This is a genomic window from Rhizobium sp. 2MFCol3.1 (assembly GCF_000377565.1).
Taxonomy (GTDB): domain Bacteria; phylum Pseudomonadota; class Alphaproteobacteria; order Rhizobiales; family Rhizobiaceae; genus Rhizobium.
Genome location: NZ_KB898354.1, coordinates 160,919 through 180,307, shown reverse-complemented (window position 1 = coordinate 180,307; position 19,389 = coordinate 160,919). Strand labels below are relative to the sequence as shown.

The 19,389-nt window shown below is 53.1% G+C and carries 32 protein-coding genes; 11 read left to right on the top strand and 21 right to left on the bottom strand.

Annotated elements, in window-relative coordinates:
* Positions 1-7 precede the first annotated feature (7 nt).
* Positions 8-2,230 (bottom strand): hypothetical protein, encoded by a 2,223-nt coding sequence (locus D460_RS32530; RefSeq protein WP_018897161.1) that lies wholly within the window; start codon positions 2,228-2,230, stop codon positions 8-10.
* 171 nt (positions 2,231-2,401) lie between these two features.
* Positions 2,402-3,811, bottom strand: a complete 1,410-nt coding sequence (locus tag D460_RS0103710) for a hypothetical protein (protein ID WP_018897160.1) — start codon at positions 3,809-3,811, stop codon at positions 2,402-2,404.
* A 129-nt stretch (positions 3,812-3,940) separates the two neighbouring features.
* Between D460_RS0103710 and D460_RS0103705 the strand changes: the two genes are divergently transcribed.
* Positions 3,941-4,255, top strand: coding sequence for a hypothetical protein (locus tag D460_RS0103705; protein ID WP_018897159.1), 315 nt, complete (start codon positions 3,941-3,943; stop codon positions 4,253-4,255).
* Positions 4,256-4,306: 51 nt separating this feature from the next.
* Here D460_RS0103705 and D460_RS34410 read toward each other — a convergent pair whose 3' ends face one another.
* Complete coding sequence (locus D460_RS34410; protein WP_018897158.1) at positions 4,307-4,741, bottom strand: hypothetical protein; 435 nt, start codon at positions 4,739-4,741, stop codon at positions 4,307-4,309.
* 193 nt (positions 4,742-4,934) lie between these two features.
* On the opposite strand from D460_RS34410, the gene D460_RS0103695 reads away from it, so the two are divergent.
* From D460_RS0103695 to D460_RS32515, 4 genes are read left to right on the top strand one after another with little or no spacing between them, the layout of a single operon-like run.
* Positions 4,935-5,261, top strand: coding sequence for a hypothetical protein (locus D460_RS0103695; protein WP_018897157.1), 327 nt, complete (start codon positions 4,935-4,937; stop codon positions 5,259-5,261).
* On the top strand, positions 5,248-5,502 hold the full coding sequence (locus tag D460_RS32520) for a hypothetical protein (protein ID WP_018897156.1): 255 nt from the start codon (positions 5,248-5,250) through the stop codon (positions 5,500-5,502). The genes D460_RS0103695 and D460_RS32520 overlap by 14 nt, the downstream gene beginning before the upstream one ends.
* Positions 5,502-5,633 (top strand): hypothetical protein, encoded by a 132-nt coding sequence (locus D460_RS37055; protein WP_018897155.1) that lies wholly within the window; start codon positions 5,502-5,504, stop codon positions 5,631-5,633. Before D460_RS32520 ends, D460_RS37055 begins: the two co-directional genes overlap by 1 nt.
* The gene (locus tag D460_RS32515) at positions 5,633-6,076 is read left to right on the top strand and encodes a DUF5681 domain-containing protein (RefSeq protein WP_018897154.1); all 444 of its coding nucleotides are present in this window, start codon (positions 5,633-5,635) and stop codon (positions 6,074-6,076) included. Before D460_RS37055 ends, D460_RS32515 begins: the two co-directional genes overlap by 1 nt.
* A gap of 46 nt (positions 6,077-6,122) precedes the next feature.
* Here D460_RS32515 and D460_RS0103680 read toward each other — a convergent pair whose 3' ends face one another.
* A complete protein-coding gene (locus D460_RS0103680) occupies positions 6,123-6,656 on the bottom strand; it encodes a hypothetical protein (RefSeq protein ID WP_018897153.1) in 534 nt (177 codons plus the stop codon).
* A 457-nt stretch (positions 6,657-7,113) separates the two neighbouring features.
* On the opposite strand from D460_RS0103680, the gene D460_RS0103675 reads away from it, so the two are divergent.
* The 5 genes from D460_RS0103675 to D460_RS0103655 all read left to right on the top strand — a co-directional run bounded on the left by D460_RS0103675 (position 7,114) and on the right by D460_RS0103655 (position 8,788).
* The gene (locus D460_RS0103675; protein WP_155947668.1) at positions 7,114-7,458 is read left to right on the top strand and encodes a hypothetical protein; all 345 of its coding nucleotides are present in this window, start codon (positions 7,114-7,116) and stop codon (positions 7,456-7,458) included.
* The gene (locus D460_RS0103670) at positions 7,455-7,763 is read left to right on the top strand and encodes a hypothetical protein (RefSeq protein ID WP_018897151.1); all 309 of its coding nucleotides are present in this window, start codon (positions 7,455-7,457) and stop codon (positions 7,761-7,763) included. Before D460_RS0103675 ends, D460_RS0103670 begins: the two co-directional genes overlap by 4 nt.
* On the top strand, positions 7,760-8,029 hold the full coding sequence (locus D460_RS0103665; protein WP_018897150.1) for a hypothetical protein: 270 nt from the start codon (positions 7,760-7,762) through the stop codon (positions 8,027-8,029). The genes D460_RS0103670 and D460_RS0103665 overlap by 4 nt, the downstream gene beginning before the upstream one ends.
* On the top strand, positions 8,029-8,211 hold the full coding sequence (locus tag D460_RS0103660; protein ID WP_018897149.1) for a hypothetical protein: 183 nt from the start codon (positions 8,029-8,031) through the stop codon (positions 8,209-8,211). Before D460_RS0103665 ends, D460_RS0103660 begins: the two co-directional genes overlap by 1 nt.
* Before the next feature lie 67 nt (positions 8,212-8,278).
* A complete protein-coding gene (locus D460_RS0103655; RefSeq protein WP_018897148.1) occupies positions 8,279-8,788 on the top strand; it encodes a hypothetical protein in 510 nt (169 codons plus the stop codon).
* Positions 8,789-8,792: 4 nt separating this feature from the next.
* Here D460_RS0103655 and D460_RS0103650 read toward each other — a convergent pair whose 3' ends face one another.
* The 4 genes from D460_RS0103650 to D460_RS0103635 all read right to left on the bottom strand — a co-directional run bounded on the left by D460_RS0103650 (position 8,793) and on the right by D460_RS0103635 (position 11,561).
* Complete coding sequence (locus D460_RS0103650) at positions 8,793-9,323, bottom strand: hypothetical protein (RefSeq protein ID WP_018897147.1); 531 nt, start codon at positions 9,321-9,323, stop codon at positions 8,793-8,795.
* Positions 9,324-9,801: 478 nt separating this feature from the next.
* Positions 9,802-10,182 carry a hypothetical protein gene (locus D460_RS0103645; RefSeq protein ID WP_018897146.1) on the bottom strand — a complete coding sequence of 127 codons (381 nt, stop codon included), beginning with the start codon at positions 10,180-10,182 and terminating at the stop codon, positions 9,802-9,804.
* An 83-nt stretch (positions 10,183-10,265) separates the two neighbouring features.
* A complete protein-coding gene (locus D460_RS0103640) occupies positions 10,266-10,910 on the bottom strand; it encodes a recombinase family protein (protein WP_018897145.1) in 645 nt (214 codons plus the stop codon).
* 294 nt (positions 10,911-11,204) lie between these two features.
* Complete coding sequence (locus D460_RS0103635) at positions 11,205-11,561, bottom strand: endodeoxyribonuclease (protein ID WP_018897144.1); 357 nt, start codon at positions 11,559-11,561, stop codon at positions 11,205-11,207.
* 57 nt (positions 11,562-11,618) lie between these two features.
* On the opposite strand from D460_RS0103635, the gene D460_RS32510 reads away from it, so the two are divergent.
* On the top strand, positions 11,619-11,861 hold the full coding sequence (locus D460_RS32510) for a hypothetical protein (RefSeq protein WP_018897143.1): 243 nt from the start codon (positions 11,619-11,621) through the stop codon (positions 11,859-11,861).
* A gap of 312 nt (positions 11,862-12,173) precedes the next feature.
* Here D460_RS32510 and D460_RS34405 read toward each other — a convergent pair whose 3' ends face one another.
* The 13 genes from D460_RS34405 to D460_RS0103570 form a co-directional block, all read right to left on the bottom strand.
* Positions 12,174-14,300 carry a GDSL-type esterase/lipase family protein gene (locus D460_RS34405; protein ID WP_245267709.1) on the bottom strand — a complete coding sequence of 709 codons (2,127 nt, stop codon included), beginning with the start codon at positions 14,298-14,300 and terminating at the stop codon, positions 12,174-12,176.
* A gap of 1 nt (position 14,301) precedes the next feature.
* Positions 14,302-14,589 (bottom strand): hypothetical protein, encoded by a 288-nt coding sequence (locus D460_RS35825; protein ID WP_155947667.1) that lies wholly within the window; start codon positions 14,587-14,589, stop codon positions 14,302-14,304.
* A gap of 60 nt (positions 14,590-14,649) precedes the next feature.
* A complete protein-coding gene (locus tag D460_RS32500) occupies positions 14,650-15,066 on the bottom strand; it encodes a hypothetical protein (protein WP_018897141.1) in 417 nt (138 codons plus the stop codon).
* Positions 15,063-15,380: a hypothetical protein gene (locus D460_RS0103615; RefSeq protein ID WP_018897140.1), complete on the bottom strand. Its 318-nt coding sequence runs from the start codon at positions 15,378-15,380 to the stop codon at positions 15,063-15,065. The genes D460_RS32500 and D460_RS0103615 overlap by 4 nt, the downstream gene beginning before the upstream one ends.
* Positions 15,377-15,709 carry a hypothetical protein gene (locus D460_RS0103610; RefSeq protein ID WP_018897139.1) on the bottom strand — a complete coding sequence of 111 codons (333 nt, stop codon included), beginning with the start codon at positions 15,707-15,709 and terminating at the stop codon, positions 15,377-15,379. Before D460_RS0103610 ends, D460_RS0103615 begins: the two co-directional genes overlap by 4 nt.
* Before the next feature lie 2 nt (positions 15,710-15,711).
* On the bottom strand, positions 15,712-16,176 hold the full coding sequence (locus tag D460_RS32495; RefSeq protein WP_018897138.1) for a hypothetical protein: 465 nt from the start codon (positions 16,174-16,176) through the stop codon (positions 15,712-15,714).
* A 16-nt stretch (positions 16,177-16,192) separates the two neighbouring features.
* Positions 16,193-16,390: a hypothetical protein gene (locus D460_RS0103600; protein ID WP_018897137.1), complete on the bottom strand. Its 198-nt coding sequence runs from the start codon at positions 16,388-16,390 to the stop codon at positions 16,193-16,195.
* Positions 16,391-16,407: 17 nt separating this feature from the next.
* A complete protein-coding gene (locus tag D460_RS32490; RefSeq protein WP_018897136.1) occupies positions 16,408-16,815 on the bottom strand; it encodes a hypothetical protein in 408 nt (135 codons plus the stop codon).
* Positions 16,815-17,021, bottom strand: coding sequence for a hypothetical protein (locus D460_RS0103590; protein WP_018897135.1), 207 nt, complete (start codon positions 17,019-17,021; stop codon positions 16,815-16,817). Before D460_RS0103590 ends, D460_RS32490 begins: the two co-directional genes overlap by 1 nt.
* A gap of 74 nt (positions 17,022-17,095) precedes the next feature.
* Complete coding sequence (locus tag D460_RS0103585) at positions 17,096-17,380, bottom strand: hypothetical protein (RefSeq protein ID WP_018897134.1); 285 nt, start codon at positions 17,378-17,380, stop codon at positions 17,096-17,098.
* Positions 17,381-17,382: 2 nt separating this feature from the next.
* Positions 17,383-17,742, bottom strand: coding sequence for a hypothetical protein (locus D460_RS32485; protein ID WP_018897133.1), 360 nt, complete (start codon positions 17,740-17,742; stop codon positions 17,383-17,385).
* 71 nt (positions 17,743-17,813) lie between these two features.
* Positions 17,814-18,785, bottom strand: coding sequence for a hypothetical protein (locus D460_RS35820; protein ID WP_155947666.1), 972 nt, complete (start codon positions 18,783-18,785; stop codon positions 17,814-17,816).
* Between the two features lie 225 nt (positions 18,786-19,010).
* The gene (locus D460_RS0103570) at positions 19,011-19,331 is read right to left on the bottom strand and encodes a hypothetical protein (RefSeq protein WP_018897131.1); all 321 of its coding nucleotides are present in this window, start codon (positions 19,329-19,331) and stop codon (positions 19,011-19,013) included.
* Positions 19,332-19,389: the final 58 nt, after the last annotated feature.

The following is a 19,389-nucleotide window of genomic DNA, read 5'->3' as shown; positions in this document are numbered from 1 at the left end:
CTGCTCCTTATGCCTGTGGCGGCATCTGAGGTGCCTGCTGCTGCTGTGGTGGGGTCTGCGGCTGCATCGCTGCGATATCGGCAAAGCCCTGCTGCAATGAATCGCGATGCGCGTTCACCTGTGCTTGCACGCCTGCTACATCGACCTGGGCCGCATACTTGGCTTGGATTTCAGCCTTACGAAGTTCGAAATCCATCGCCATCTTGTCGCGTTCGCGGTCGTCTTCCATCTGCAACTTGAGCAATTCGAGTTCGCGCTTTTGCTTGGCATCCGCGGCCTTAGCCTCTGTGTCTGCCTTCTGCGCTTCCGCCATGATTTCAGCCTCTGACGGCTTCTCAGGCTTTTTCTGTCCAGCATCCGGGGATTTAGAAGGATCGTTGACGAAAGCAGCCGAGTTCTTGAAACCGGCGTTCTCGAGGAATGCGACCGTCGCATTGTAGATGTTCTGCTCGGTGGCAAGCGCGGACTGCGACTGCACGGCCTGCGTTTGCATACCGATGATCTTTTCGAGCATCATGCCGTTGTAGTCCTTGTTCATCATGCCAAAGGCGACGGTCGTGGACATGTCCATTTCGGGATCCCACTTATCCATCGCCAGCGGAGTAAACTGACCGTAGAGGCGTGTGAACAAGTCCTGCGCGCCCTCTGGATTGCGACGGATTTGATCGACCATCACGCGGAACGAGTAGCGAAGGCCGGTATCAGCGAAGAAGCGGATGGACTTTTCGATGATCAGCATTTGCGCGTTCGAATGCTGGCTCATCGCGCTCGGTGACGTGCTTTGCAGGTCCGTGGCATTCATGACGGCCATAGGACCACCAACGCCGGTAACACGACCAATTTCGTCCGTTACCTTGTCCGCGAATTGCAACGAAGGACCGCCATTAAACGGCACGTTCACGTAATTGATGCCATTGGTCGGGTCGGACGAACGGACCAATTTGCCGGGATGCGGGTTCAACAGGTCGTCAAGATTGACGCTCTCTGGGTTCACGATCTTCATCGGATTGGTGCTTGCACGCAGACCGTCGATGTTCTCGCGGTAGATGCTGCTGATGAGAACCTGATCGTCAGCAACGCGATCAGCGATGCCGTGGCCGAACAGCGTGTCAGGCAGCGGGAACGGGCAAAATGCCGCGTACGGATAAAACTTGCTGACCTCTTCCCAATTCAGCAGAACCGGAGCATTAAGCAGATCGCCAGCAATGGTCAGGTGAACGTGTTCACGCCAGCCGTCTCCGTCAATATCCAAACGCATGTAGATTTCGTAGACTTCGACATCATCATCAATGTCACCAACGCCCTGATCATAATCGACCTCTTTGGCGCGTTCCATCGCAAGGCCGTCCATGGCGTCGGTAGCAGACGAGGCAAGTGCAACCTTGTCTTCATCAAAGCCCATTTCTACGAGAGCAGCACGAGCAATAATGCACTTGTGACCCTGCAAACGCGCTCGGATACCGCCTGTTTGCTGATCGAATACCGCGTCCTTCGACACGATAAAGTTTTCAGGGCGAACGCTTTCAAAGCGCATCTTCCAAGGACTATTTCGCTTGCGGACCTTGATATCGCGGAGCATTGGCAATGGAACGCCCATCTGTGCGAGCGTTTCCGGTGTCATGCCCTGCTGCTGTAGCTCTGGTGGCAGCGGAGCCGCATATGGCTCGCTACGGCTGATGATCTTCAGCTCGCCAGCTTCTTCTTGTGCGACTAGCTCGACCAGCTGCTCCTCTGGCACGCCCTTCATGGTTTCGGGCGGATGCCAGCCTTTTTCCTCGTAGAAATTGATATGTGCGATACCGAGGCCGGTGATGCCTCCGTTCATCAGCCATGAATCAAGCAGCGCGACATAGGAGTTTTGCGTGCGAACAAAGAAGTTGCCTGCATCGGTCATCTGCTTTGCGGTTTCGGCGTCTTCGGGGCCAGTCGGAGTGAACTCAACAACCTTAGCCTGACCATCAAGAACACGTTCGAACTGGCTGACAAACGTTGTCACCTGCTCCTGAACAAGAGGAACAACGTGCTTGGAACGGCCATTAAGCGGATCAGGCTTGCCGTCTTTTGCAAGGTCTTCCGCGAACAGGTCGCGATTATAGAACTTGAGACCTAGCTCGCCTTTGGTTGCGATATTGTCTTTCGACCAGTCAGCAGCCTTGCGAAGAGGGCTTCCAACGCGGTTGAGAATATCTTCATCACTGAGGGCTTTCTTGCCCTTCTTTTTGTCTGCCATGAAAGCCTTTCAATGGACGCTTTGCGCGTCTCTAGTTCTTGGATCGCTCTACCGATTGCCGTGTTGGCGTTGTCGATCGCTGCGATCAGCGCGGAATTGTCGTTAGTCATGTTCGCTCCTCCATGGGCTTTCGGCCCTCGTCATATTTAGCGGATGGAGCATTTTCGCCGCTCATTGGTAGTGGCGAACGTCGTATTCGATTGGCTTGGACCACGCCCATTTGCCGGTGTGCTGCTTGGTATTACTAGCGAAGGTCAGGCAAAGCGCGTCGGCAAAGTCTGGTGACTTGCGACCACGCTTGCGAATCGACTTCTTGTCCTCAACCTTGATCTTGCCGGTTGCCTCGTACTCGTATGTCGGAAAGGTCAGTTCGCTGATGAGATCGGGATGGTTCGGAATGCTGACATTGCCGTCTTCGAACCACTTGCGACATTCCCACCACAGCTGATCACGCAAGCGGCTGTAAACCTGCGGATCGCGGGTCGGGCTGTTCTGAACCATGACCTTTTTGACAGGCAGGCCCATGTTCAACAGCATCGTGTAGACACCGTAGCCGGGACCGTTGGCATCAACGCAAATCTCGACCGGCCTCAACTTCTGAGGGGTTGCGCGGTATTCATCATGGATGGCTTGAGCTAGCTGGACAGCATCGAGATTGGAGAAATCCTTGATGTCCTCGACCACGTTGTCACGACGCTTGCAGAGAACGCTTCTGTCTTTGCCGCCACCATTGGGGTCCAAGCCCCAGACAACAATCGCGTCGAACGGCGAGATCGCATCGATGTTCTCGATTGCACGGATGACAAGATCGCGAGGAATGACGCCATCGACTTCCTCAAGCGGAAACTCACCCTCGACGTGGATGCGATAGTCACGAGAGCCCTTGCCCCCGTACATGATCTCCATTTCCTTCGCTGCTTCCGGCGATAGGTCTGGATTGTCGGCCATGCGACCGTGAACGCGCGTCCACAGCTCCGAAATGTCGGGGTGTTCCCACGTGTCAAAGAAGAAACCGCTTGTGCGCGATGGGTTGGAAATCAGGCACAGTTTCGGATTGGGGTCAGGGAAAATATTGCCGAGAACCTGAAAGATTTCGTCGGGAACACCTGTCGCCTCGTCCACAAGCACAAAGTTATTGTGCATGTGGATACCGCGTGCGGTTTCGATGTTGTCTTTATTAGCGAGACGAAATTCAGCGAACGCAGCGGAAGGCGTGTCTTTGCGGGTGAGTTTCGTCGCGGAGTATTCGAAGCGATCCTTAAACGCCTCGTTCATGCGACCGAAGAGAATGCCGATTTCCTTCCAGATCGAACCTTTGATCTGGCTTTCGGATGGACCGAAAATCGTCACCTGAACATTGTTGTGACAGAACAGGCTCCACCAGACGACAATCGCCATGACGTGGGTTTTGCCGAAACCAACACCACCCTTGAAACTGATACGTCGGCTGTTCTGAAAGGCTTTGCAGAATTCGACCTGCTTGGGTCTAAGGTCGCTGTTGAAAATAGTTTTAGCGAAAAACGGAATGTCTTCGCGGAACGCAGCAAGTAATTCCTGCGTCTTCTCATGATTGATTGCCATAATATTCCGAATGTTTTCTGTTCGGATATTTAGCGAAAAACAGGAATTTTTGATTTTCCTGTGTTTTTACTTGTCCTTACGCATCGATGGCGCAACGTTATAAGCACAACAACTGCTGAGGGACTAGCAATGGCGCTTTGGATTATCGTCGCAATACTTGCAATCGTATTTTGGAGACAACTCTATTACGTGCTGGCCGTGCCGGTCTGCGTTTGTGTGGCGCTACTGCCCACTGTGTTCGCGGGACTGATGACGCTGGACGCGACGGAGACTTATCGGCTGACTTGGCTGCACATCGCGTGCGTCGTCTACTTCGGACTGAGCCTGTTGGTTATCGGCTGGATCTTTTGGCAATACGTGAGCGTGATGTGGTTCACCCCTGCACCGCCACAGCACGTTCAAAATTCAATCAAACGGATGGAGGGCATCACCAAGACAAAATGAGCAGTGCATAGGAATTCATACATTTCGCAACATTTGACTACTCGATCCCATCTAACTTCGTCGCTTTCGACGGACCGGGGCTTTCACAGACTCCGGTTTTTCTTCCTCTGGAATATCGATGGGTGCAGCTGGAGGGTTCACGGCGTCAGCTAGTCCCTTCAAGGACGCTTCCGATGGCAAGCGGGGTTTCTTCGACCAGTCTGTTGCCATTCGAACCGCGCCCTCTGCCAAGCGCAAACCGATAATGCCGATGCCGAATGCAACAGCGTTCGTCGTGCTAACCTGAGAACCGTCGAGGCCCATCCAGCCCACGACCAACGGTGTCAGATAGATCGCACATAGCGTCCCGACGAGTGCGCCGGAAATTGCTTCCCATTTTGTCTTGCCTTCGCTGATGATCGCGTGAACCGACGCACCGGCAACACCGGCTGCAAAGTAGGTTGGATTGATACCGAGAGATTCGAGATAGGTGGAGAGATCACGCAACAGGCACCGCCTGGAATGTCCCTTTGTGTGTGTGGTCGATGAACATTCTGCCCTGCCCGATCTGTTATGAAATGCGATCCAATATTTACCGGACGACGCCCAATCAGGGGCTCTTATAGAAGCCAAACAGGGGCCAACGACGTTCCGGCTGCAAAAAGCGCTTTCCCGGTAAATACGGGAAAGGGAGTGCTTTATGAGCAAAGTTCTATTCAACATCGCGGGCGGTCATATGCGCGGAGAAATCAAGGCCGAGATCGACAACAATCCTTCCAAGACACACGCCGATGTCGTCAGTGAATGGATCGAGCGTCGTTACGGCGGGTGGGTCCGCAAGCATATGCAAGGCAAGACCTTCATCATTGCCGACGTGATCGTGACAGGTAGTCCAACGAATGTGCCGCCTGATTTGGCTGGCAGTTTCACCATCGATTTCGAAAATCCGAACGATGAAGACTTCTTCGTCCACAATGTCGGCGGCAAGATCATTCCATCCGTGGAGGTGAGCAATGACCTCTCTTGATATCGAACGCAATTACCTGACGACTTTGCAAGTACGAGCGGTTGAAGCAAAACTGAAGCTGGAAACAGCACGCAAAGGTCTGCACGATGGGGATCATGCTCGTATCGCCGCATACAATAAGGCTCTCTTTTGTCATCATGACAGCGTTCGAGAACTCCGACGCGTAGAGCGGAAGATTGCCGAGCTAGAACGTGAGGCTGAAAAGCCGTCGGTGATCGAACGCTTGTTTGGAGGTGGCTGATGACTAAGAGCGAAAAACGCCTGCTGAAAGACCTGCTTGTTCAGTTCCTCAACTCGAAGCGCGGCACATCGATGTCATACTGGTTGCCCCTTCATGTGCACGTCGAGGCCGTGATCAAAGAGGTAAAGTGATGCCAGCGAATAACCAGACAGAAAGAACACGCACACAGAAAGCTGCGCAGTTTCAAAAGGGCAAATCTGGCAACCCGGCTGGCCGTAAGCCCGACACGGAAGAGGTCAAGCAGGAGAAGCGAGATGCTACCGAGCTGGCGAAATGCTACACGGTAGAGGCGGTCGAGGCGCTGGTGAAAGTCGTCCGAACGGTTGACGACCCCAAACATAATGCCGCCGCTGTTGTGAACGCAGCGAACTCCCTGTTGAACCGTGGATGGGGCGCGCCAAAGCAAACAGTCGATGTCGATGTGAACCACAAGCAGAATTGGTCAGATCTTCTTCTAGCACTGGATAAGCGAAACGCTGAACTAGCGCTTACGCAAGCTGAAACTGTCCCGCTGATCGAGGCGACCGTTATAGAATCGTTGACCGATTCAAACCAAATCGCTACAAATGAGTGACGGGCGAAATTGATCGCCCGTCACATGGTTAGAGTTTAGGCTCTTCTCATGTACCACCTCCTGGACCGGCTAAACGGCCATCCGCACTGGGTTCTAATGCCGTCGATTCCTCGTCTTCCCCAAGCACTGGATCGACGGCATTACTCGTTTTAGGCAGCGAGTACCGAGACTGATCGTCGCGCTCTATCGTGCCTGCTTTCCACATTCGCCAAGCAACTGCGTTAACTCGGCCAATGTCTGCGTCTGGATCATCGGAAGCGATGATCGCGCGATGAATTTCTTTCGGCCTAAGACCGACTTTGTGATCCTTTTCAGCCAGCGCGAGCCCAGCTAGAATCTTCTCTGGCATGGTCTTCCTTTTCGCCCTAAAGCGCTTCTGACGCAGTGCCCTCCCCTTATCGAAAATACGGTGTGTTGACGTGGAGGGCTTAATCCCACCAGTCAATTCGGCAAGCACGTTCCAAGCGATTTCTAGCCTCTCCATCTCTTTCATCTTCACAATGATCTTCTCATTGAGAAGGGAAATTTCCTCCTCGACTTCCTTTCGCCGTTGCCTGATAAGATCAAGTTCGCTTGCCATTGGTTCCGCCGATTCAACTTTTGTGATGGTGATTAACCATCAGTGTCGAAGGTCTGGCAAGTGGAATCTTCTCATTTTGGCCGTCATCCCGAAAAAAGATAGCAATTCTTCTTTTGTTCTCATGCTTTTCGGCCTTCCCTCGTGATTACTTGAGAGAAGATATTCGCGCTATGTTCTACATTGAGACAAAGACAGGTCATTCCACCTCGCGTTGACCGGCAAATGATTCGGCTCGGCGGCGTTAACCAATCGATAATTTTTATATTGACGGTTTCCAGAGCCACGGCTTATACCTCGGCCTTCACGTTTCATCACGTGATCGTAGGTCTGGCAGGGTGCCGCTGGCTGAGAGTTCAAATCTCTCTGTGACCACCAAGACATTCGGAACCATGACGTTCCCTGTGCTTGTCCGCTTGCCATCCGGCAGCGGAAACGATCACCTATGGAGCGTTCTCCCGTGACTAATCTTGCACCGCATAAGCGGCTTGTACTTGGCCTGACCGCCAACCCACTCTTTCAGACTGAGTTCAACAACCACACCATCAGCTGGTTTGGAATCGACGCTGGCTCTGACACCGTGTTTGTCATTCCCTTTCTCGATACGTTCCGCCCGACATTCGCGACGAAAACAATCGGCGCTGTGATCGGTAGCGGCATTCTGTATGTAGATCACATCGACAACATTGAAGAAGCTGCGCTGGGCGAACTCGCTATGTTTCCCATTCAGGGCGTAGCGGCATTCGAACCGGCTGTTGTCGAGGTCTTTCAGGACTACCTTTCGAGCGAAGGAGGTCAGGCATGAGTCTCAAGGGCTTTCCACTTCTCCCCCAGCGCACAACATACTTCGATGGTCACTTCATCAACTGGTTCAGGCCGGATTGGATCAAGAAGCCGAGCCTCGTCCCTTTTCTTGATGCGACATTCACCGATGACAAGGCAAAGATCATCTTCATGAACACGGCGAAGAAGCATGTCGTCGCTGACCTGAAGAGCGGCATCCGTGGGGCTGGCATTCCCTGCATGTTCCCGTTGAAGAACTTCGACAAGGTCGAAACGCAGGTGGTCGCCGTCTATCGGGCGTGGCTCGCACAAGGAGGCAAGCCATGAAGATGGCCGGTGTAACCTCAGCTGAACTCCCGAAGAGCGTCACGCGCCTTCGCAAGAGGATCAACAGCAAATTCATCCAGCTTCTGGAGAAGGATCAACGCGCATTGGATCTAATGATGGCGCTTGTCTTCCACGAGGACAACAGCGCGGTAGCAATCTATTTCGCGCAAACGGTCGTCAACGATCTTGATGACGCGACTGTCGAGGCAATCGAAGAGCTGATGGACGAATGCCGCAATCTCTCGGTGAAGAGGGATTTGCACTGATGGCGAAGAAAATCCGCAACATCAAGGTCGGCGGCAGGGCAACGACTAGTCGGAGCGTAGCAGAGGCGTTCCGCTTCGGTCGTGGCAGTGAGGTCGCTCGGCTGCAACGGGCGCTACAGAGCCAAGTCGTGCCGGTTGATACCTTCATGCGGGCGATGACCCGGAAATGGGACAACCGTTAACCAGACAAACCGGGGAGATTTTTAAGCCTCCCCGGTTATCAACGCGCCATAAGCACAGGAGCAAAAATTGGCATACTATTTTAGCAAGCCCGTTGATACAGCGGACGCAATCGCAGATTTTACAGCAGCAATGGGCAAAGAGGGCGTGACCGGGCGTGTACTCGTTGAGGCTGGTTCGGTTCACGAAGGCAAGCGGAGCCGGAGTGAGATCTCGATTGCATACGGCACACATGTTGCAGACTCAGCTGAGTTTCAGAAGATTTTCAGACCGGAGCTGGTTTGGGTCGCCTACGATATGCGAGGTCTCGGCCCAGATTATTTCGCGACTATCGCAGACGCATCAATCGAACCGGCAAAAGCCATCTGTATCGATACGGTGTCTGTGATTGCATTCGTCAGCTTCGATGGGTCCAACGACAATCCGTTCGACTTCTTTGCGAAGGACTGGTCAGAATCCTACGATCTATCGGAAGTCGATCCATTGGACCTCTGCGCGTTTTATGCGTTTGTTGGCTTCCACTCGACAGCTGATCGAGATCGGGCGCTCGCAGTCATGACCCGCGATATCGTTATCTGAGCGATCACATGAAGATTATATCGTCGCTGAACCCAAGTTTCAGCTGCATCGCCTGATTCTTGTCAGCGACGATATAGACGCCGATCCAATCCAACGGAGACAGCGATTTCCGGTTCTTCTTCATGAAATCGAGGCTTTCGAAGAAGTAGATCGACAAGCTGCCGGCAATCCGTTTCTCCAACTCGGTCTTGATACCCATGCGAGCGGTTTCAGTTAGCTGGCGCGATTTCGGAAATGTCCCGAATGGCGGTTGCTTGAGGGTCCAATCGATCAGCGCAATCGTGTTGTAACCGAGGAAGAAGACGAGTTTTTCGGTTGCATCCACTGACTCTAAAAGTGGATGATCATAGAACGCTGTTTCGTAGCGATGCACTTGATCACGGAGCATCTGGTAACGGGGATGGCTTTTCGCGATAGCTGCGGGAAACTCGTTGATAACGCCGAGATCGTGCTTGGCTTCCTTATAATACGTCACGCGGTCCTCGAAAATGCGGCAGGCATATTCGAGTTCAACTTCTTCGATGGGATTGGACATGGTTGCTCCTATGGGTCGCCATGCATAGCGCGGAGATTTTTAAGAGCCGATTAAAACGCTGACTGCTGAAACTTTTAAAAATCATATCAAATGGTTGGCGCAGTATAGAGGTTTTTATGGGCGGGCGCAGGGGGGCCTATGGGCAGATTCCCGCATAGAAAACAGTCAGCGGGACCAGTAGACGCCCATCCGCTACGATGGTGAGCCCACATGTGTAATGCAGCGTGGACGGCTAGAGCCAGCCAGAGACTGTCCTGTGGACCCATCGACGTAAGCGTGCAGAGTCCTCAGATTACCTCAGGACTTGCGTGAGCCCTGCCCTACATGCTGGTGCAAACTATGCAGCCATCGCAGTGTATGACGCTCCTAAGGACTCAGTGAGTGCGTGCGCAGTTGTGCCAGGCCATACGTTGCAGAGCATGGAAAAGCCCCAGCCTTTCAGCCGGGGCTCGATCCGATTGCGCAATCAGACCAGCGTTTACTTTGCCTTCTTAGCGCGACCAGCCTTCAGCCGAGCGCTGCGTTCAGCCGAGTGCTTGGCGATTGCGGCCTGCAACTTTTCATCAGCGCCGATTGCTTCCTTCGCAGCCTTCAGCAGTGCCACGACCTCATCGAGATCCTTTGCACGGAACAACTTGCTGCCTGCGATCTCGAAAGCGTTGCGACCGATGCGGACAACATAGCCCTGTGCGTCTTTGCGGAACCACAGCGACCGTGTGTTGATCTGCTTGCCTTCCTTGACTTCACCGGCCAACTTCACCTGTGCGTCGAGTTTGCTGTAGAAGATTTCCAGCGGGCTCTGACCACCGACAACACCGGTCGTTGCGGAAGACTTGAGAAGTTCGAGAGCGTTTGCCATTTCGTTTAGTCCTTTGCACCAGCAGCACCATTGCTGCCGTGCTTCGGTCCTGCTACCAGAACGGGAACAGGGCAACCGGAGATTTACTCAAGCGAGCAATCTTTTTTCTCCATGCGACGGAGAAGACGAACAACTTGACCGGTACCCCATTCCGCACCACGTGGCGTCCGTATAGCGGCGGCGTTAAGGGCTTTAGCAATTGCTGCTGGCGTGTCGATGCCGCTGTCTATGAGCCCCTGTAGGACTTCTTGAAGCGATCCGGCGAAGGCATCTGCTTTAGCGATTTTATCGGGATGGGCGCCGCCAAGTTTGACCCCACGAGATTTCGCCACGGCCAGAGCCACTTTGACCCGCTTGCTGATCTGTTCGCGTTCCTCCTGTGCGACAGCTGCAAGGATACGTATTGTGAGTGGAGTGGCATGCGGCTGATCCACCGCAATAAAGTCTACACCGGCTTCCAGCAAATTGTTAATGAAAGCGGAGTTGCGAGACAGCCGGTCCATCTTCGCAATAAGCAGCGTGGCCTTGTTCGCCTTTGCATGATCTAGGGCCAATGCGATCTGTGGCCGGTCGTTTTTGCCCCCGGACTCAACTTCGGTGAACTCGGCTATTACATTGCCATTGGCGAAAGCCGCTACAGCATTGCGCTGCGCTTCGATCCCCAATCCGTCTGCACCCTGCTTCTGAGTGGATACACGGTAATATGCGACATACTGTTGTGGTTGCATTGGTTGCAGCGTCCTTGTGACATCGGTTAACTATCCGTTGTCTGCTGCCAAACTTTTTAAAGGGCGAGCGATCTTTTCGGTTGCCCTTTGACCCAAGTGGAAATAACGCGCGTGACGAATTCCTGACCGTTTTGGTGCGGAAATATCGGCGGGCAACTGGCTGCGGGCCGGTTGGTGTGTTGAGTTAATGGGAAGTGGATTGCAGCCCTGATATCGTACTGATCGGAATGCGCAGTGTTCCAATCGGAATTGCGGTTATTTCCGTTCCTGCCTGCTTCACGACCTTTCCGACGGCTAACGTTTGTTCGTCAAAGGAAGATGATCCCATACGACAAAGCCGTTGTTCTCAGCCCACTCCTTATACGTGGTCTTGCTCTGCTTGCTGATTGTGGCGCTGGGATTGCTGAAAACAAGAACGATTTCCCAATCCGGGTATGCCGCTCGTACTGCTTTCATCTTGGACCTGTCCGTGGATGGGAAAAAGCCCTTTGTTTCGATTATGCGCTTGGCTTTCTCATCGATGAAGTCAGGCAGATATGTTCGGTGTTTCGTCTCTGTGTATGGGAATTTGCGGGCTTCATACTCGTAGGAATTGCCGAGGATTTCTCCGACTTTCTTTTCCAGATTGTTGCGATAGCTAGGTGTTGTCATGCCACTAGTTATGTCGCGGGCATTGCCTTTGTTTCCGTTTTGTTCTAGGCTGGTTTTATGGCAAACTCATCAGAACTAAGCGAAACCATTTGCTCTCTTTTGCAGGAGAAAGCCGGGTTTGAACCCATCAATTTGCTGGAGATTGGGCCGACGCTCGTTGTGGATCTGGGCTTTACGCAGGAGCAGATTGTCAACGCCTTGTTCTGGCTGGTCTCGCAGAAGCAGATTGAATTGCTAGCTCATAACCGGGTGCGATTGCTGCCGAAGGAACCACCGGAGAACGTCTATAAGCGGGCATGAAAAAGCCCTAACTGAGTCCGGGCAGCTAGGGCAATTCAAACAGCGCGGGCATCAATCGTGGCCCGATGAATAACCACCACCGCGTCTGCCTTCTATTTAGCTGACATGGAAACACCACCCGAAACGACGAGTGGTGCGCCATGCAACAATCATTAAAAATGCCGCGACCATTCGCGACTTCATATTTAAGCAGGCATGAAAAAGCCCGCCGGGGTTAACAGCGGGCTTTCCTACGTGAATTTATGAAGCATGCCCTAACGATCAAATTGTGCATGTTCCATCAGGAACGACGTTCTATTTTGTCGCCCATATTTATGCGCCGATCACCGAGAAGCCCGATGGGATCGGCAAAGTTGTCTGTCCCGGTGCAAATCGCGACGTGATCTCGCAGCCAGTGAGGAATGCAAAACCTACGGGATATAGCATGTCCGTGCCGAGCATCGAGATATCAATGCCGCCGACACCTGTTGCGGGATCGAAAGGCTCGCTACCCTCAGCAGCTCCACCATTCCATGCGCCGTTGTTTCTGCGTACCCACATGCGGCGAGTATCCGCGTCGAAAGCAATGCCAACGATATCGCCGTTCTCGATCTGCCCCATGAAGGCGATATCCGTACCCATGTAGCGGATAGTTCCTTCATTGCTTTGGTAGCCAATCGCGTTCTCGTCCTGCCCCGGATCGATCCAGTCGGCTTCCAAGTGCGTGGCGTAATCGATGTTCATCAAGCCGATGCCTGTGAACTTGTCGTTGCCTACGCTGTTGTGGACAGTCTCGAAATACCACTTACCAGAGGACTTGCCGATTGCACCTCTTACGCAAGCGTTGGTGAAACCATTATCTGGCCAGTACACGGTGCGATCCGAGTTCTTCAACGCCAAACTCTTACTCATATCCGGCGTGAACCATGTCGGCGGTAGTGCCTGCCTTGTGCCAGGAGCGGTGATTGCCGCTTGTAGTGTTGGGCCGTAAATCCCTGCCAGCGCTGCATAGCCTGCATCGGTTAGGTGATTTCGGTCACTAGCGTACCACGTCGTATTGTTGGCGTCCGTTGCCATGTCAAAACGGCTATCAGCGGAGAAGTCGAAAAGGCCATCGCAATCCAAGTCGGAAGCCCAATATGCGCGAACCCACGTATTGAACTGGACATCAGCGACGTTCCAACTCTGGTAAGGTGCATCGCCTTCATTGCTCGCGATCATCGAGCCGACGATACGGCGTTGATAGCCCTTGCGTTTTGCCGCGACGAGTACACGACGCAGGTTCACATAAGCCTGACGGTCATTATAGCCCTGTGAGCGATCGTTTGCGCCGAGCATTACGCTGAACACATTCATGTCCTTCGTCTCATCGAACGCAGCGCCGCCGCGATCATCAAATTCATCAGCTACGTTCTGACCTGTGTAACCGCCCGTTGCGATGTTACTCAAGCTGTAGGTTGGACCAGCTGCCAGTGTTGCGACTGCTATCGGAGGATATGCATGAGCCTCGTCAGATGCCAATGCACCTGCTGTCAGGGAGTCGCCCTCTGACACGATCTTGATGAACTGAGCGGGCTGCTCAATCGGGCCGACTTCACTTGATGTCGCCACTGTCGAACCGCCGAGGTTGGTTGCTGTTACGCGGAAGGATACCAGTTTGCCCTTATCCGCGTTGTCCAGCGTGTAAGTGGTGTCGGTTGCACCGCTGATAGCAACGCCATCACGGAGCCATTGATAAGTGAGGCTTGGGCTGTTCGTCCATGTACCAGCGGAGCCCGTCAACGTCTTCGTGACCTGTGCGAGACCGGAGATCGATGGAGCTACCGTATTCGCTGGAACACTCTGGCTAACCGGTCCTACACTCGGAGTGAAGGCGTCGGTCGAACCCACAACGTTAGTCGCGGTCACTCTTGCATAGAAAGTCGAACCGAAATCGTCCGCGATCAACGCGAAGACATTGGCTGTAGCTCCTGAAAGCGCGGTGCCGTTCTTGAACCACTGATACGTATAGCTGGCCGGGGAGTTTGCCCAAGTGCCGGTCGATGTCATCAACGTGGAACCTACGAGAGCATTGCCAGTGATCGCAGGGAGAACCGTGTTCGCTGGCTTGACCGTGACCGGCTTAGCTGTAACTGCGCTGGTTGCTGCCGATGTCGCGCTAGCAGAGCCGAAACTGTTCGTTGCCGTTACAGTGACGGTGATGGTCTTGCCGACTTCATTGTCGGTTAGATCGTAGGTGCGGTTGGTTGCGCCGGAAATATTCGTTCCCGCCGCCTTCCATTGGTACGCATATCCGCTTGGGCTCTGTGTCCAAACGCCGAATGTCGTTGTGAGCGTGCTGCCGCTTTGGGCTGTGCCGCTGATCGCAGGGGCTGTCGAGTTCGTCGGTGCCGCTGTCGGTGGAGCCGGTGGGGTTATTGTACCTTGGGGGCTCAGCGAGAATGAAAAGCCGAAACCCATATTAGCGTGTCACCTGATATCCGCGAAGTTTCACACTCGTCGCTGATGGAGCGCGGGCATAAACCTTATCCGTCGCGTTCAGGGGGAAACTAATCGACACGTCGCGCTGACGGTCAAAATGCAGGAAGTCATCTGAGGTAGCAGCTGGTGTGGACTGTGCTACTGCGAGAAATACGCTTGTGCTTGTGGGATCGAGTTGAATGCCGCAACTGGCGATGGTCGTGCCATCAACGATCTGCGTCCATGCGCTAGAAGTTGCTGTTGCGGAGAATGTGTTTGTGACGGCCATACGGGGCACTCCTTCTGGAATTGTGCCCGTATTTAGCTGGATCCGTCAGATTGCAGCGTTTTAGCCGTTCGCGAGTTTGACCTCATTCGCTCTATCCTGCGTAGGAAACGCGAATGTCACAATCGCTCGGTAACTATCGCCTTCCTTTGCAAGGTTATGAACACCTACCGTCCGGTGGAAGTCGTTTGCATAGCGTCCCATTTCTCGGATCTCCATGTGGACCAAACGCGGGTGATCCGTGGTGGCTGCATATGCCAACTGGCGGTGAACCACACCATAATCGGGGCCGAGATCTGCGTGCCATTTCTCCTTTGCGCTCATACGAGGTGTTGTCGGCAAGATTGCAATCTCGGACATGTCAACAGAAGTCTGTGCGCGGCGTGGAGTGACAGCGATAGCGGGTTCTTCTTTCGGCATATCAACATGCTTTGATTGAGTGCCGAACAACGCGGCTACTATTTTGCGAATGATGCTCACGCTGCACCTCCATCCCATGTGAGTTTGAAGAGCATCGCGTCTGCACGGTTCGCAAACAGCAGATCGACGTAGAATGTTCTGAAATCTCGCAGTTCTGACATCGCTACGCCGATCACGTCATTGTCGCGCTCGTAGTAGAAATTGAACAGGTCGAGGAACCAAGCCCGCTTTGCTTCGTCTCCAAGCGGCAGCGGATATGTTTCGCTGTAAATGTTGTCGGAAATCCTGTCGAAACGGCAGAGCGGGTAGTTCAACAACCAGCCACCGCCTTCGGGAACCTCAAATCCCCATTTGATTCTGCACGGTTCGCTCATGCCTCACCTCCACCGTAGGAGAGTTTGAAGAGCATTGCCGAACGCTTGTCGGGAAATGCAAAGCAAACCTCGACCCCGCGTGTCATTGGAACTATGTGAGTGCCGGTCGTGACTGCCGGCTTCATCGCGAACTCATTCGCCACGACCCCTTGCAGAGCGCCGCTGTCAATTGCTGCAACTCGCAACGCTTCGGCCTCTTCAAAATTAGAGACTGAGTGCGTGAAGCGGCAAATGTGTCGGCGCTTCCAGAAATACACCTGCTTGTCCCAATGCGCTTCGATTTTATCGATATCGAAATATGGGGGAGAGTAACGTTTGACTGGCTGCATGATCACACCTCCTTCGCCGGAACCGCGATGCACTCGCCACCAACTGCCGTGATGATCTGATTGATCGCCGTCAACTGCTTCACGCTAAGGTCTTCACCACGACGGCCACGAACGTACTTGTGCGGCTTCTTCAACTTGTCAGAGACGCCCTCTAGCACCTCACGCAGCGTGGAAAACTTGCGCAGCTGACTTCCCCAAATGCCGCTGCTCTTGTCGAGAATGTTGTTCAGCGCGAGGAAATCCGTGGGGTGTGTCTTGTCCTGGCGGATGCGGTTCAAGCCATCCACCCATTGCGTGAGATCGCGATGCTCGTTGTCGCTCAATCGGACATATTGAACCGGCGCTTTTGTTGACGTTGATGGTCGCTCGATTAGCTCGGACACTGCGACTGTATCAACGATGCGTCCCGCAACACTTGCCGGGGCCTGTGCGGGGATATCGAATAGGTTTGTGTCTAGGTCTGTCATGGGAGTTTTCTCCTTCTTATTCTTGGGTCAGGATCAACAAGGCGCGCTTTGCGGCCTCGTAGTCGCTGATTTCTTCTGGTGCCTCGATAGCCTTCTCGGCTTCGAGCGCGTCGATGCGCTGGTTTAGATAGTCAATGCTGTTGACGAGATATTCGAGCCACTGCTTGGGGTTCGGGTGCGGATTGCCGACTGGTCTATTTGGTTTACGTGTCATTGGGATTTTCCTCCTTCTTATTGTTGGGAAAGTTTGGCGAGTAGAACGTCTTCACCGTCGAGCCACAAATTGCCAAATTTGTTCAGGTCTGCATGAGCACGACCTAATGCTTGGAATGCAATAAACGCTTCCTCGGTATTGAATCGAGTTCCACCAATGCCCCAGTGTTGGTCCGATTGAACGTTGCTGTCGTTTGCGATCGCTTCGTGTGCGTCCGCGACTTTTCTGAGATGAGCACGAAGCACTTCAAGCATCGCCGCATCGTTACGTGAGACGCGGACAGTAGCAGCACGGACACGCGCCATACCTGCCTGACGTGCCGCAACATGCTGTGGGGATTGCTTCTTACCCTTGAGCGCCTTTGAAACTGCCGCAGCCTTAGCCGCGACATGTTCCGGTGATTGAGTGTAGCCCTTCTTCGGCATCAGGAGTTACCTCCTTGGGACGGAGGTATCAGGCCGACGTTCTCCGAGCTGTCCATACGCACTATCTTGCCCGGATATACGTTGAGACGAGCATCAGCTGTGAAGGCTTCGACCTCTTCGTTCAGATGTTCGATGCTGTGGAGGAAGAATTCGATCCACTGTCTCGAATTCGCGCCGATGGGCGGTCGTGTTGGTTTCTTAGTCATTTGGGATTTTTCTCCTTCTTGTTTTTGTCTACGTAGTATTTATGCCTGAGCGCTCAGGACCGCCTCAAACAGCGTCAAACGGACAGTCTCAGTTTCGCGACGAGGAAATGATCACCGTCCTGATAGAACTGCTCCATCTGTGCGAGCCGTTGGTGTAGAAGGCGAAACTCATCCTCGAAACGATCCAGCAGATCATTGCATCGAGAGTATTTCGGATCGTCGTCATCGTAATGATCGCGTAGCGCCATGACCCAATCGTAATAAGTGCCAACGCGGGCATATCGTTTGTCGTGAGCAGTTCGCCAATCGACCCACAACAGGTGTTCGGCTTCGTCAAACTTGTATGGAAGTTCCGACATGCTCAGAACTCCTTCTTGATTTTCGACAGTTTGTCGCGAAGGATACTGCCGCTAGTAGCTTGCGGTGACGTCTTTGCTTTTGGTGCTTCCGGCAGCAACGCTTTGAAATTCTCCATCAGCGTTTTACCGTTTACGCACATGGACGAATTGCCGTCTCGCTGGAAACCGTTGTGTGCGCGGTACGCATCGATGAGCAGGTCTAGTTCGTGTGCCGGGATTTGACCAAGAAGTTCAAAGCGGGCTTCCTCAAGACGCTTGTGCGCCTCGCGAAGTGTCGCGGTTGTCATTGCGCTATGTGGCTTTGGGATCGCGGACAGTTCTTCAATTGTCTTGCGAACGGAATCATATCCGTAGTTGGACATTGGGTGTTCTCCTTGTTTTTGTTCTTATTTTTGGAGTTTACGTGATGCGATTTCGAAATCGCAATATTTGATTATCGGAAGTCTGCCTTTGTCTTGATCTTGAATTTCTTCTTCGCCGTGTCGAGATCAACGTCCAAGTGCTGACGAGCCGGATCGCGGTAAATGCCTTTTTTGAAGATCGTGCTTCCGGGCGTGCGGTTGAATTCGAAGTCCAGCGTGAGCGTGTAAATCTTGTCGTCGTAGAACAGGATTACAGTTGGCTCTTGGTTCTGGACTTGGAACATGATGCCCGCTGCGTAGCCGATGATTTCGCTGCTACCGTCGTCGCGGATCAACTCCTTGAGAACAGCCAGTTTCGGGGCAATTTCGTAAGCTACAAGCATGTTTGAATAGCGATCAAACTCGGCCTTGAAGTGCAGGTACCAAGGGTCGTTCTCGACTTCCATTTCCTTCAAGCGCTTGTTAATTTCACGGTTGCGGTTGAAGAAGTCGAGCATGAACACATCAGCGTCTTTGGCCGTCGTTGTTGGCTCGGCACGGATCATGAGTTTGGCGCGGTGGATAGTCGATTTTTTGCCACTGCCGCTGTTGTCGAACAGGTCGGTTTTGATTTCGTAGAATGTGCTGTTCTGCTCGTCGTCGGCGGGGGTCATGTCCGCGCAGCCATTGTCAACTTGCTCTTGTTCGGCGGATGAGCAGGGCGAAGTAGCCGTGACTTCACTGGCCGTCGTGGCGGATGCCGCGTGGCTCTTCACTCCGTATTCAGGTGTCGAACAGCCAACTTCACTAGAAGCGGTAACGCCTTCAGGCGCGCTTCTATTAAGTAACTTCTCTCCACTTGAATAACTTAATAGATGCGCGCCTTTATCCGCAAAAAAAGCACCAGATACGTCGGTTGCGCGTCCGCTCTTAATAGATGCGCGGCTGTCATCATTTGCAGCCCATTCCGATACGATCGATGTCTTTCCTTCGTTCGCACGAGCCATTGCACTCTGTTTTACCAGAGCCAAGATTTCCGCTGTAGTTTTACGATTGGTTGTCATTGCAGTTTCCATTCTTTTTCTTGTCGTTTGAAACAATGAACCCACCTGCTGTCGTCGGAGTAGCAAGTGGGTCCAAGTAGAAAAAGAGGAAACCAACGTTGTCTGCGGAGTTTTCGAACACTCCGTTTTCCGACGACGCTGTGTTCACATATTATTTATTGAATTTAACAGATAAACGCTTGAAATAGCGATATATTTCTTAATAGATGCGCGCCTTTTCTGCATTTAATCTCGCTGGTCAGCCAGTACATGCAGGATCAAATCTTCGCCACGCATATACGCTTCAAATGCTTCCCATTCCGCGCTTGTGATGTACGGGGTCCAGCTTGCCGTGATGGGTCCGAGGTTGTGAGTATGGCCGGGCGAAGAGAGCGAGTGCGAATGCCCTGACATCGCCGCGTATTGCTGTTGAAGGGCGATCTGCAACGCATAACTCTGGTGCTGACCCGACTGCGAATTGACCAGCCCGTTTAGCTGAGCGAACGACGAATAAGCCTGCTGCGCGAAGGCAACCCGTGTCAGGTGTTCCTCACGGTGTTCGGCCAATCGTGCCCATCTTCTTGAACAGGACGAAGGCAGCGACATCGTTGCGTGAGAGTTCTGT

Excerpts from the sequence above, each read along its gene's own strand:
- D460_RS32495 (WP_018897138.1), bottom strand. The coding sequence starts at position 16,176 with ATGACAGACCTAGACACAAACCTATTCGATATCCCCGCACAGGCCCCG.
- D460_RS0103680 (WP_018897153.1), bottom strand. The coding sequence starts at position 6,656 with ATGGCAAGCGAACTTGATCTTATCAGGCAACGGCGAAAGGAAGTCGAG.
- D460_RS34405 (WP_245267709.1), bottom strand. The coding sequence starts at position 14,300 with ATGGGTTTCGGCTTTTCATTCTCGCTGAGCCCCCAAGGTACAATAACC.
- D460_RS32515 (WP_018897154.1), top strand. The coding sequence starts at position 5,633 with ATGCCAGCGAATAACCAGACAGAAAGAACACGCACACAGAAAGCTGCG.
- D460_RS32530 (WP_018897161.1), bottom strand. The coding sequence starts at position 2,230 with ATGGCAGACAAAAAGAAGGGCAAGAAAGCCCTCAGTGATGAAGATATT.
- D460_RS0103695 (WP_018897157.1), top strand. The coding sequence starts at position 4,935 with ATGAGCAAAGTTCTATTCAACATCGCGGGCGGTCATATGCGCGGAGAA.
- D460_RS0103650 (WP_018897147.1), bottom strand. The coding sequence starts at position 9,323 with ATGTCCAATCCCATCGAAGAAGTTGAACTCGAATATGCCTGCCGCATT.
- D460_RS0103660 (WP_018897149.1), top strand. The coding sequence starts at position 8,029 with ATGGCGAAGAAAATCCGCAACATCAAGGTCGGCGGCAGGGCAACGACT.
- D460_RS0103600 (WP_018897137.1), bottom strand. The coding sequence starts at position 16,390 with ATGACACGTAAACCAAATAGACCAGTCGGCAATCCGCACCCGAACCCC.
- D460_RS0103665 (WP_018897150.1), top strand. The coding sequence starts at position 7,760 with ATGAAGATGGCCGGTGTAACCTCAGCTGAACTCCCGAAGAGCGTCACG.
- D460_RS0103610 (WP_018897139.1), bottom strand. The coding sequence starts at position 15,709 with ATGCAGCCAGTCAAACGTTACTCTCCCCCATATTTCGATATCGATAAA.
- D460_RS35825 (WP_155947667.1), bottom strand. The coding sequence starts at position 14,589 with ATGGCCGTCACAAACACATTCTCCGCAACAGCAACTTCTAGCGCATGG.
- D460_RS32485 (WP_018897133.1), bottom strand. The coding sequence starts at position 17,742 with ATGTCCAACTACGGATATGATTCCGTTCGCAAGACAATTGAAGAACTG.
- D460_RS0103590 (WP_018897135.1), bottom strand. The coding sequence starts at position 17,021 with ATGACTAAGAAACCAACACGACCGCCCATCGGCGCGAATTCGAGACAG.
- D460_RS32520 (WP_018897156.1), top strand. The coding sequence starts at position 5,248 with ATGACCTCTCTTGATATCGAACGCAATTACCTGACGACTTTGCAAGTA.
- D460_RS0103585 (WP_018897134.1), bottom strand. The coding sequence starts at position 17,380 with ATGTCGGAACTTCCATACAAGTTTGACGAAGCCGAACACCTGTTGTGG.
- D460_RS0103710 (WP_018897160.1), bottom strand. The coding sequence starts at position 3,811 with ATGGCAATCAATCATGAGAAGACGCAGGAATTACTTGCTGCGTTCCGC.
- D460_RS0103615 (WP_018897140.1), bottom strand. The coding sequence starts at position 15,380 with ATGAGCGAACCGTGCAGAATCAAATGGGGATTTGAGGTTCCCGAAGGC.
- D460_RS0103635 (WP_018897144.1), bottom strand. The coding sequence starts at position 11,561 with ATGACAACACCTAGCTATCGCAACAATCTGGAAAAGAAAGTCGGAGAA.
- D460_RS0103670 (WP_018897151.1), top strand. The coding sequence starts at position 7,455 with ATGAGTCTCAAGGGCTTTCCACTTCTCCCCCAGCGCACAACATACTTC.
- D460_RS35820 (WP_155947666.1), bottom strand. The coding sequence starts at position 18,785 with ATGACAACCAATCGTAAAACTACAGCGGAAATCTTGGCTCTGGTAAAA.
- D460_RS0103640 (WP_018897145.1), bottom strand. The coding sequence starts at position 10,910 with ATGCAACCACAACAGTATGTCGCATATTACCGTGTATCCACTCAGAAG.
- D460_RS0103645 (WP_018897146.1), bottom strand. The coding sequence starts at position 10,182 with ATGGCAAACGCTCTCGAACTTCTCAAGTCTTCCGCAACGACCGGTGTT.
- D460_RS0103705 (WP_018897159.1), top strand. The coding sequence starts at position 3,941 with ATGGCGCTTTGGATTATCGTCGCAATACTTGCAATCGTATTTTGGAGA.
- D460_RS32490 (WP_018897136.1), bottom strand. The coding sequence starts at position 16,815 with ATGCCGAAGAAGGGCTACACTCAATCACCGGAACATGTCGCGGCTAAG.
- D460_RS37055 (WP_018897155.1), top strand. The coding sequence starts at position 5,502 with ATGACTAAGAGCGAAAAACGCCTGCTGAAAGACCTGCTTGTTCAGTTC.
- D460_RS32510 (WP_018897143.1), top strand. The coding sequence starts at position 11,619 with ATGGCAAACTCATCAGAACTAAGCGAAACCATTTGCTCTCTTTTGCAG.